Origin of the sequence: Hypericibacter sp. (assembly GCF_050729195.1) — a bacterium.
GTDB lineage: Bacteria > Pseudomonadota > Alphaproteobacteria > Dongiales > Dongiaceae > Hypericibacter.
On the sequence record NZ_JBOHKS010000005.1, the window covers coordinates 1 to 9,864 of the forward strand.

The following is a 9,864-nucleotide window of genomic DNA, read 5'->3' on the forward strand; positions in this document are numbered from 1 at the left end:
TCGGCCAGATGGCGCTTGCGGATGATGATCTGCTCGCGATCCGGCAGCTCGCTCATCGCGGCGGCCAGCCAGCGGGAGCGCGTCTGGGAGTCGAGATCGGCGGTCACCTGTTCTTCGGGCGTGGCGCGCTCGTCGGCGAGCATGTCCTGCCATTCCCCGTCCCCATTCTCGCCGAACGGCTCATTGACCGAGCAGTCCCGCGCGGAGAGACGGGAGTCGATGTTCTCGATGACGTCGAGCGAGACATTCAACTCCCGCGCCAGGATGGCGGCCTGTTCGGGGTTGAGGGTGCCGATGCCGGACTGTGCGATCTTGGCCCGCAGACGCCGGAGATTGAAGAACAGCCGCTTCTCGGCATGGGTCGTCCCGACCCGTACGACCGACCAGTTGCGCAGCACATAATCCTGTATGGCTGCCCTGATCCACCAGATCGCATAGGTTGAAAATCGAACCTGGCGTCCCGGATCGAACCGCTCCGCCGCCTGCATCAGCCCGACGGTGCCTTCCTGCACCAGGTCGGACAAGGCGAGGCCATAAGACCGGTACCGGGTTGCTTGCGAGATCACCATGCGGAGATGGGCGCTGACCAGCTTCTGCAGCGCGACATCGTCGCGCTCGATCGACCAGGCACGCGTCAACTCGCCCTCTTCCTCGGCGGACAGAGTCGGAAGCTTCATCGCATAACGGAGAAGGTTTCGATCCAGCCGGTCGGTACTGTAGCTGGCGACGCTCCCCATGCTCGTCTCCTTCATACCTCGCAGCGTCCGCAGTCCGCTTGAAGAGAATACGACTGTTGAATGCCGTCGGATCAATGCAGCAGGGACAACCGATCCTGGCAAGTTAGAATTTCGTAAAACCTCACATCACGATGTCAGGTTCACGCGATTATGATCGAGACCGAAAACGAAAGCTGCATCACACAGCAACTGCCGCTTTCGCAATTGGAGTCTGTGATTTTTTTCGGGCATCGGAGTGTCATCCCGTGCCTGTAGGGGAAATTACCTACGACTTTGGTCGGAAGGCCCCATAGTCACAGGAAGATTTCGCCGTTTTTGAATCCTCGCCAAGCCAAGATTCGCGAAGTCTTGCGTCGTAAGTCAGGTCAATGACGGAACAGAAGATTTAAAATGAACCCGACCGCCCCGGTGAACCGGAGCGGTGCGTCGCGCACGATGAGGCAAAGGCAGTCTTCATCCGCGTCCGCAACCGGACGGTGAGTGATTGAGCCATCCGTCATGGCCACATCGCCCGCCAGGTACCGACCGACCTCGTCCGAGAACCCGCCGGCAAGAACCAGTGTCAGCTCGGTTCCTTCATGGGTATGCCGCGGAATGGAACCGCCGGCCCGGGTTTGCAGCAATTGAGTCACGAAGCCGGCAGGGTTTGGGAGCAGCCGGGCTTCGTGGGCCGAGCCCTGGCGCCGCCAGGCGACCTTGTCGAGGCTGCCGCCGATGTAACCGCGGAGCGGCTCCGGCAGGGCGGGCCGGGTCGAGGGCGACGGCGGGCGCAATGCGGGTGGCGCCGAGAGAGTGGCTCCGCGGGGCAAGCGGCCGAGGAGCTGCTGACGGCTCGTGACCGAGAGCGGTTCGGGGTTCAGCGCCTCGAGCAGGCTTCCGCCCAACGCTTCATACGCCTCGACGGCCAGGCGGCAGGACGGGCATAGCGCCATATGCGTGGCAACCAGCAGGGCCTGAGGCTCCGGCAGCGAGCCCGACGCATAAGCCAGCAGGAGCTCTTCCCCGGGATGATGCGTCGCCATCAGGTGGGCTCCTTGACGATTGCCTTCAGCTTGCCCAGTGCCAGGCGAAGGCGGGATTTTACAGTTCCAAGGGGCAGCCCCAGCTCGGCGGCGATGACGCTGTGGGATTTGTCCTCGAAGAAGGATTTATGCAGCAGGAAGACTTGGTCTTCCGGCAGGGTGGCGACGGCACGCTGCAGCCGGCTTTCTGCTTGCGCGACGACAACCTGGTTGTAGGGATCGGCTTCCGGACCGGGCATCAGCATCGGGTCGGTGGGGTCGATCTCGGGACGACGTTCGCGACGCAGCAGGTCGATCCGGCGATTTCGTGCGATGGCGTAGATCCAGGTGGCCGCCGTCGCCCGGGAGGGGTCGAACTGCCCGGCCTTCTGCCAGACCGCCACCATCACGTCCTGCACCAGATCTTCCGCGGCGGCCGAGGGCATGCCGAGCCGGCGGAAGTAGGCCTTAACGCGAGGGCCGTAATGGTCGAAAATTTGCGCAAAGGCATCCTCATCGCGGTTCGCGGCGATCAGGCCGAGAAGTCGCGCAAAATCCTGGCTCACAGGACCCAGCGGTTTGGGATCGGTCGGTTGCACGCCGCCATGTAACAACCGCAGCGACAGCTCGACAAGCGACCCGGCCCCCGACCGGAGAGGGTTCTACCCGCGCCTGCCGCCCAGCCGTCGCTTTCGATGCTCGGATTGGATACGCGCCCTCAAGCCATCTGGATCACAGGAAGATAGGCGCGGACTGCGAGTGATCCGACTTCGGTTCCCTGTCGTATGAATCCGCACGAATCGCTGTCCAGGCGGGGCCCCCGCATTGCGCTTGAGAGCCGTTGTTGCAGCGGGGCGCTGCTGGCGCCGGTGACCCAGGCCCAGCCCGGCCGTTCGGTGACGCTCAAGAGATTCCTCTCCGCGCAAGCTCCGGGGGATACGCGAGCGATCGCACGCGATCAGTACGGCAAGGGATCGCGATCGGATCAAGGCTGGCCTCAGGCGGGGGCGTCGGCGACCTTGATCAGGAGCTTGCCGAAATTGCGGCCCTTGAGCTGGCCCATGAAAGCGGCCGGCGCGTTCTCGAGGCCGACCACCACGTCTTCTTTGTATTTCAGCTTGCCCTGGCGCAACCAGCCGCCGACGTCGCGCAGGAACTCGTCGGTCTGATCGGCAAAATCGCTGACGATGAAACCCTGCATCCGCCAGCGCTTGGTGAGGATGGTGCCGATCAACGCCAGCGCCCGATCGGGTCCCGGCGGGAGGCCGGTGTCGCTGTAATTCGCGATCTGGCCGCAGACGGGAACCCGTGCGAAATCGTTCAGCAGCGGGTAGACCGCCTCCCAGACATGGCCGCCGACATTCTCGAAATAGATATCGATGCCCTTCGGGCAAGCGGCCTTGAGGCGGGCGGGGAAGTCGGCCGCCCGATGATCGAGCCCGGTATCGAAGCCCAGCTCATCGACGACATATCTCGTTTTCTCCGGCCCTCCGGCGATGCCGACCACATGGCAGCCTTTCAGCTTGGCGATCTGGCCGACGGCAGACCCGACTGCACCCGAGGCCGCGGCGACGACCAGGGTCTCGCCGGATTTCGGCAGTCCGATATTGAGCAGCCCGGTATAGGCGGTCATGCCGGGCATTCCGAGGAGACCCAGTGCCGTCGAGATAGGAGCCGTTTTCGGATCGATCTTCCTCAAGCCCTCGCCGTCGGTATGTGCATATTCCTGCCAGCCGGTATAGCCGACGAGGAGATCGCCGGCTTTGTGGTCCGCGTGTCGTGAGGAAAGCACCAGGCTGACGGTGCCGCCATCCATGACGCCGCCGATATCCACCGCGGGGGTGTAAGAGTCGCCCTCGTCCATGATGCCCCGCATATAGGGATCGACCGACAGCCAGAGCGTCTTGAGCAGTAGCCCGCGTTCCGGACGATCCGAAATCTCCGTCGTCGCCAGCCGGAAATTCTCCGGCTTCGGCTCGCCGAAGGGGCGGGAGGCGAGAAGGATCTGGCGATTCTGCAACATCGTCCGGGCCCTCCGGGTGAACTGGCGCTAATCGCCGGCGACGAATTCGGACCAGGTGCCATCGGAATTGATCGAGAGCCGCCAGCCGGCGTAATAGCCGACCTCATGGCCTTCGATATACTGGTCTTCGAGTTGCCCTTCATAGAGCTTCTGGAGATCGGCGATCTCCTTCTTGGTGAGCTTCTCATAGGGAATGTCGGCGGCGCTCGGCCAGGTGAAGACCTCGCCTTCGGCACCCTGATAGACCGAGCAAGGCATTTTCAGCAGCGCCGCCATGATCGGCCTGACATCGTCGCCCTGCTTCTTCAGGCTTTCCCAATAGGAGATCGGCTCGATGTCGTCGCCGACCGAGGCGGCGAAGGCATTGCGATCGATCAGCGGGGAGAAGGCGCCGAAATCCTTCTGCTTCGTCGCGGCGATGATGGCATCGCGGGTCTTGGCGACGGGATCGGGGATGTCGGTGCAACGGACCGCGTCCTGCGCCTGCGCGGGGGCGGCGAACAGCAGCCCCAACAGGCCGAAGACCGGAAGAAGTCCGGCTCTCTTGAACGAACCGGACGCTCCGGAAACTCGCATGAACGACACCCCTATGTCTCGCAAACGCCGGTCCTCGGCAGAACCGGACACCACCCGGCCGCAAGTCTATAGCGCCTTGACGTTGCAACCAAGCGCGCCGCCTAATTCCTCCCGGCAAAAAAAACGAGCCGGCGGCTTGACCGTCCGGCCGGCAAGGGGAGGCAGCGCCGTGGAACATGTCGAGCGGGCTCTGGATTTTCGGTCGGCGTTGGGCGAAGGCCCGCTCTGGCGCGAGGCCGAGCGTAAACTTTACTGGCTCGATTTGCGGGGGCCGTCGATCTTCCGTTTCGATCCGGCCAGCGGCCGCAACGAGACGCTGAAGGCCAGCTTGCCGACGGGGCTGGGCGGCATGGTGTTCGATCGCCAGGGCCGATGGATCGTTGTCGACGATACCGGCCTTCACCGGCTCGATCCGAAGACGGGTCAGCGCGCCGACATGGTCAATCCCGAGGCCGGCCATCCGGAGAACAGTTTCAACGATGCCAAGGTCGACCGGCGCGGGCGCTTGTGGACCGGCAGCTGCAATCAGGATTGGGTCACGCCGACCGGCAGCTTCTACATGCTGGATCAGGCCGGCAAAGTCTCGGTCATCGACCGGAAGATCGGTTGCGCCAACGGACCGGCCTTCAGCCCCGACGGCAAGCGGGCTTATTGGACCGACAGCCCCTCGCGCGAGATCTATGGCTACGACATCGATCCCGCGAGCGGCGCCGTGGGGCCGCGGCAGAGCTTCCATAAATTCGGCGCGGTGCCGGAGCAGCCGGACGGCATGACGGTTGATGCCGATGGCTGCCTCTGGGTGTCGCTCTGGGATGGCTGGTGCGTGGCCCAGATCACGCCCGACGGGAAGCTCGAACGGCGGGTGAAGGTCCCGGTGCCGCAGCCGAGCGCCGTCGGTTTCGGAGGCGAGGGGATGAAGCAACTCTTCATCACGACCGCCTCGCTCGGACTGACCGATGAGCAGCTTCGCGCATCGCCCTTGTCCGGTCATCTGCTGGTCGCCGATGTCGGCCAGCGCGGCATCGCCGAACCCGATTATGCGGGGTAATCGACGCATGATGCCGGCTCGATCGGTGACGACATCGCCTTACGTTGCAACTGCGATGCGCTCGCGGCCGTAAGGTTTCCGACAGCCTTCTCCGACATGTTCTCTTTGGGGGCGATGAGTCCAGCTTGTGACCATCGGTCTCGGCCTGACGGCTCCTTGTTTACAAAAGTCGGGATCATAATTGACGACGGGTCGCTCAACCGACGTGCCCCCGTCGCCGGAGAAGAGAATCATGCCGAGTGCTTCCGTCCGTGTTTGGGATTTGCCGACGCGGATCTTTCATTGGCTCTTGGCGCTGTCCGTTCTGCTGGCCTATGTCACGAGCGGCGAGCGTGGCGTCATGTTCACGCTCCATGTCGGCGCGGGGCATTTCATCCTCCTGCTGCTGCTGTTTCGGATCTTGTGGGGATTCATCGGCAGCCCGCATTCGCGCTTCGCCGATTTCCTGTTCTCCTGGCGCTCCATCCTGGACTATCTGAAAGGCCTCGTCCGCTTCAAGCCGGCCCATTTCGTCGGGCATAACCCGCTGGGCGGGCTGATGGTCCTGGCGATGGTCCTGTTGTTGCTCGCGATCGTTTGGACGGGGCTGTCGGCGGCGGCGGCGCGCGGCTATCAGGCGGGCTCGCCGCTGATCGCCGTCATGGGCAGCGGCAGCCGCGCCATGGGCGATCTCCATCAGGTGCTGGGCAACCTGATCATGATCCTGGCGGGCGTTCATGTCGCCGCGATCCTGGGCCATTGGCTCTTGGCTCGCGAGAACCTGGTGTGGGCCATGATCACGGGACACAAGCCGGCGGCTCCCGGAACGGTCGCGAACGACCGTCCCTTCGCCGGTCGCGGTCGCTTGGCGATCATGGCTATCCTGGTGCTGATGGCGGGCATCGGCTTGTTCGGGCCGTTCGACGGCCAGGCCTTGGCCACCCGTCCCTCCCAGCCCGCCGGCGAGGCGAGCGGAGGTGTCGTCCCGGATGTGGCGGCCGGTCTGCCGCAAAGCCCCGCCGCCGGGACATCGGAATGACATAAAAGCCATGCCGGCCAGAGGGTCGGCAGTCCTCGCTCCTGCATGATATAGTCGCGCCCGCCCTGGAGACGGGGCGGGCTTCGTCATGATCATGCATTGTTGAAAAGTGAGGATCCGTGGCCGCAACTGTCGCTCCGCTCAAGCCCGAGGTGCTCTATCGCCGTTGCGAACCTGCCGAGCTGCCTTTCCAGACGACGGCGGAACTGAAGGATCTTCATCGCATCGTCGGGCAGGAGCGGGCGCTCGGCTCCCTGGAGTTCGGCATCGGGATCCGCCGCCAGGGCTACAACCTCTTCGCGCTGGGCCCCGGGGGAACCGGGAAGCACACCATCGCCTTCGGCTTCCTCCAGCAGCGCGCCCGCGCCGGCGACGTGCCCCCCGACCTCTGCTACGTCAATAATTTCGAAGTGCCATACAGGCCGATTGCGCTGAAGCTTCCGCCGAGCCGGGGCAGCAAGCTGCAAAGCGAGATGCGCGGTCTGATCGAGGATCTGCGCGTCGCCATCCCGGCGATCCTGGAGGGCGAGGAATATCGCAATCGCCGGCAGCTGATCGACGAGGCCACCAAGACCCGCCAGGCCGAGATCTTCGAACGGCTGCAGGCCGAAGCCCAGCCGAAGGGCATCTCGCTGTTGCGCACGCCCATGGGATTCGCCTTCGCGCCGGTGCGCGAGGGCGCGGCGCTCAGCCCCGAAGACTTTCAGAAACTTCCTGAAGCCGAGCGCAAGCGGATCGAGGCGGACCTCAAGACGCTTCAGGAAGAGCTCGAGGAGGAGCTGCGTAAATTTCCGGCCTGGGAGCGCGAACGGCGCGACCAGGCGCGCGAACTCGATCGCCAGGTGACGAGTGCCGCGGTCGCCACCGGCATCGCCGTGGTGAAAGAGCATTTCCGCGATCTGCCCGAGGTGCTGGCCTATCTGGGCGCGGTCGAGAAGGACATCGTCGACAATGCCGACGCCTTCCTGCCGACCGAGGGCGAGAGCCAGGGGGCGCCGGGAACGCCGCGCCTGTCGCCGGCCGTGCGCGACCGCTTCCGCCGCTACCGGGTCAATCTGCTGGTCGATCACACCCATCAGGTCGGTGCGCCCGTCATCTATGAGGACAACCCGACCATGCCCAACCTGGTCGGACGGGTAGAGAATCTGGCCGAGCTGGGCGCCCTGATCACGGATTTCACGCTGATCAAGGCGGGTGCGCTTCATCGTGCCAATGGCGGCTATCTGATGCTCGACGCGCAGAAGCTGCTGACCCAGCCCTATGCTTATGAGGCCCTGAAGCGGGCTCTGCGCGCGCGTCAGATCACCATCGAATCGCCGGGTCAGGCCCTGAGCCTCGTCTCGACGACGACGGTCGAGCCCGAGCCCGTTTTTCTCGACGTCAAGGTGCTGATCGTCGGCACGCGCGATATCTATTACCTGCTGGCGGCGCAAGATCCCGAGTTCAACGATCTCTTCAAGGTGGCGGCCGATTTCGACGACGACATGCCGCGCGAAGGCGAGGCGGTTCTGGCTTATGCGCAGCTGATCGCCACCATCGCCCGGCGCGAAGGGCTGAAGACGCTCGATCGGGGCGCGGTGGCCCGGCTGATTGAGCAGGCCGGCCGGATCGCCGACGACAATCAGAAGCTCACCACCCGGATCGGGGACGTCGCCGATGTGATGCGCGAGGCCGATTACTGGGCGGGCAGGGCCAAGCATGAGGTGATCGGCGCCGACGATATCGAGAAGGCGATCGACCAGCAGATCTATCGCTCGGGCCGCGTGCGCGAGAAGTCGCTGGAGATCATCGATAACGGCATCGTGCTGATCGACACGGCCGGCAGCAAGGTCGGGCAGATCAACGGCCTGTCGGTGCTGTCGCTGCCGAACTTCTCCTTCGGCAAGCCGAGCCGCATCACGGCGCGGGTCAGGCTGGGGCGGGGCGAGGTGATCGATGTGGAACGCCGCGTCGAGCTGGGCGGGCCGACCCATTCCAAGGGCGTGCTGATCCTTTCGGCCTTCCTTGCGGCGCGCTATGCCAGCGACCAGCCGCTCTCGCTGTCGGCGACGCTGGTGTTCGAGCAGTCCTATGGTGGTGTCGATGGCGACAGCGCGTCTTCGGCGGAGCTCTATGCGCTGATGTCGGCGCTCTCCGAGCTGCCGATCGACCAGTCCTTCGCCGTGACCGGCTCGGTCAACCAGTTCGGTCAGGTGCAGGCCATCGGCGGCGTCAATCAGAAGATCGAAGGCTATTTCGATGTCTGCCGCCATCACGGGCTGACGGGCAAGCAGGGCGTCCTGATCCCGTCGACGAATGTCCGCCATCTCATGCTGCGGCGGGACATCGTCGAGGCGGCGCACAAGGGCCAGTTCCGGATCTTTCCGATCGAGACGATCGACCAGGGCATCGAGCTCCTGACCGGTTTCCCGGCGGGTGCCCGTGAGGATGACGGGAAATTTCCCAAGGGCAGCGTCAACCGGCGGGTCGAGGATCGGCTGATTGCGTTGGTTCAGCAGCGGCGGCGCTTTGGCGTCGGCGGCGACGAGGGCACCGAGGGCGGACAAGGAGGCAGGGTATGACCGCGGAACGCGAAATCGCCGCCATGCGGCGCATCCTGGTGGCGCTCGATGCCTCGCCCGAAAGCATGGCCGCGCTCGATCATGCGGCAACGCTGGCCGTGCGGCTTCATGCCGAGCTCGAGGGTCTGTTCATCGAGGATGAGGACCTGATCAATCTGGCGCGCCAGCCTTTCGCCCGCGAGGTCTGTCGCCTGACCAGCACGGTCCAAGGCCTGGACGCGGCGAAACTCGAGCAGGATCTCCGCAATCAAGCGGGCATGGCGCGCAACGCCCTGCGGATGAAGGCCGAGGCCTTGCGCCTGCGCTGGTCTTTCCGCGTCGTGCGCGGGCGGATCGAGGGCGCCATCGAAGCGGCCGCCGGCTCGGCCGATCTCCTGGCGATCGGCCGTCGCCAGCGGATGATCGAGGGGCAGGCCCTGGGACGCTCATCGACCGAGATGGCCAAGCGCCTCGGCTGCTCGGTGCTGATGGCGATGCCGACCCGGGCGCGGGCCGAGGCACCGATCGCCGTCGTCTTCTCCAACTCGCCCTGCGGCGATGCCGCGCTCGATCTGGCGCAGCGCACCGCGCGCGACGAGGAACGGCCTTTGCTGGTCATCATCCCGGCCAAGGATAGGGCCGAGTATGAGGCGCGGCGGAGCCTTCTCGAGGAAGGCATCGGGACCGATCCGAAACGCATCCTGATCCGCCCCGCGATCGGTCCCGACGGCCGGGCCTTGCGGCAGGCGCTGGAGCGAGAACAGCCGCAGCTGCTGGTGCTGGGTTGCGACCTGGCCGGACGGCTGCCGCCGGAGCTGGCGGAATTCGCCGCCGGCTCGAACTTCCCGGTGCTGGTGATGCGCGGGTCGCTCTGACCTTTCAGGCTTCGGCCGCGTTGCGCCGGGCAGAACGGGCGGGATG

9 protein-coding genes are annotated in these 9,864 nt (G+C 64.9%); 4 read left to right on the plus strand and 5 right to left on the minus strand.

Going from position 1 to position 9,864, the window contains the following annotated elements:
- From ACREE8_RS00220 to ACREE8_RS00240, 5 genes are all read right to left on the minus strand, one after another.
- Window positions 1-737: RNA polymerase factor sigma-32 (locus tag ACREE8_RS00220; protein ID WP_431570955.1), on the minus strand; the 737-nt coding region annotated here is incomplete at its 3' end.
- 365 nt (window positions 738-1,102) lie between these two features.
- Window positions 1,103-1,759 (minus strand): ChrR family anti-sigma-E factor, encoded by a 657-nt coding sequence (locus ACREE8_RS00225; RefSeq protein ID WP_431570956.1) that lies wholly within the window; start codon window positions 1,757-1,759, stop codon window positions 1,103-1,105.
- Window positions 1,759-2,337, minus strand: coding sequence for a sigma-70 family RNA polymerase sigma factor (locus ACREE8_RS00230; RefSeq protein ID WP_431570957.1), 579 nt, complete (start codon window positions 2,335-2,337; stop codon window positions 1,759-1,761). The genes ACREE8_RS00225 and ACREE8_RS00230 overlap by 1 nt, the downstream gene beginning before the upstream one ends.
- A gap of 398 nt (window positions 2,338-2,735) precedes the next feature.
- Window positions 2,736-3,761: an NADP-dependent oxidoreductase gene (locus tag ACREE8_RS00235; RefSeq protein WP_431570958.1), complete on the minus strand. Its 1,026-nt coding sequence runs from the start codon at window positions 3,759-3,761 to the stop codon at window positions 2,736-2,738.
- Between the two features lie 27 nt (window positions 3,762-3,788).
- Window positions 3,789-4,337: a hypothetical protein gene (locus ACREE8_RS00240; protein WP_431570959.1), complete on the minus strand. Its 549-nt coding sequence runs from the start codon at window positions 4,335-4,337 to the stop codon at window positions 3,789-3,791.
- A 169-nt stretch (window positions 4,338-4,506) separates the two neighbouring features.
- On the opposite strand from ACREE8_RS00240, the gene ACREE8_RS00245 reads away from it, so the two are divergent.
- From ACREE8_RS00245 to ACREE8_RS00260, 4 genes are all read left to right on the plus strand, one after another.
- Complete coding sequence (locus tag ACREE8_RS00245; RefSeq protein ID WP_431570960.1) at window positions 4,507-5,385, plus strand: SMP-30/gluconolactonase/LRE family protein; 879 nt, start codon at window positions 4,507-4,509, stop codon at window positions 5,383-5,385.
- Window positions 5,386-5,617: 232 nt separating this feature from the next.
- Entirely contained in the window at window positions 5,618-6,403 is a 786-nt protein-coding gene (locus tag ACREE8_RS00250) for a cytochrome b/b6 domain-containing protein (protein WP_431570961.1), read from the plus strand.
- Window positions 6,404-6,522: 119 nt separating this feature from the next.
- Window positions 6,523-8,964, plus strand: a complete 2,442-nt coding sequence (locus ACREE8_RS00255; protein ID WP_431570962.1) for a Lon protease family protein — start codon at window positions 6,523-6,525, stop codon at window positions 8,962-8,964.
- A complete protein-coding gene (locus ACREE8_RS00260) occupies window positions 8,961-9,818 on the plus strand; it encodes a universal stress protein (RefSeq protein ID WP_431570963.1) in 858 nt (285 codons plus the stop codon). The genes ACREE8_RS00255 and ACREE8_RS00260 overlap by 4 nt, the downstream gene beginning before the upstream one ends.
- Window positions 9,819-9,864 lie beyond the last annotated feature (46 nt).

What these genes read in the sequence shown, in the direction of transcription:
- ACREE8_RS00240 (WP_431570959.1), bottom strand. Translation starts at nt 4,337, where the DNA reads ATGCGAGTTTCCGGAGCGTCCGGTTCGTTCAAGAGAGCCGGACTTCTT.
- ACREE8_RS00225 (WP_431570956.1), bottom strand. Translation starts at nt 1,759, where the DNA reads ATGGCGACGCATCATCCCGGGGAAGAGCTCCTGCTGGCTTATGCGTCG.
- ACREE8_RS00260 (WP_431570963.1), top strand. Translation starts at nt 8,961, where the DNA reads ATGACCGCGGAACGCGAAATCGCCGCCATGCGGCGCATCCTGGTGGCG.
- ACREE8_RS00235 (WP_431570958.1), bottom strand. Translation starts at nt 3,761, where the DNA reads ATGTTGCAGAATCGCCAGATCCTTCTCGCCTCCCGCCCCTTCGGCGAG.
- ACREE8_RS00250 (WP_431570961.1), top strand. Translation starts at nt 5,618, where the DNA reads ATGCCGAGTGCTTCCGTCCGTGTTTGGGATTTGCCGACGCGGATCTTT.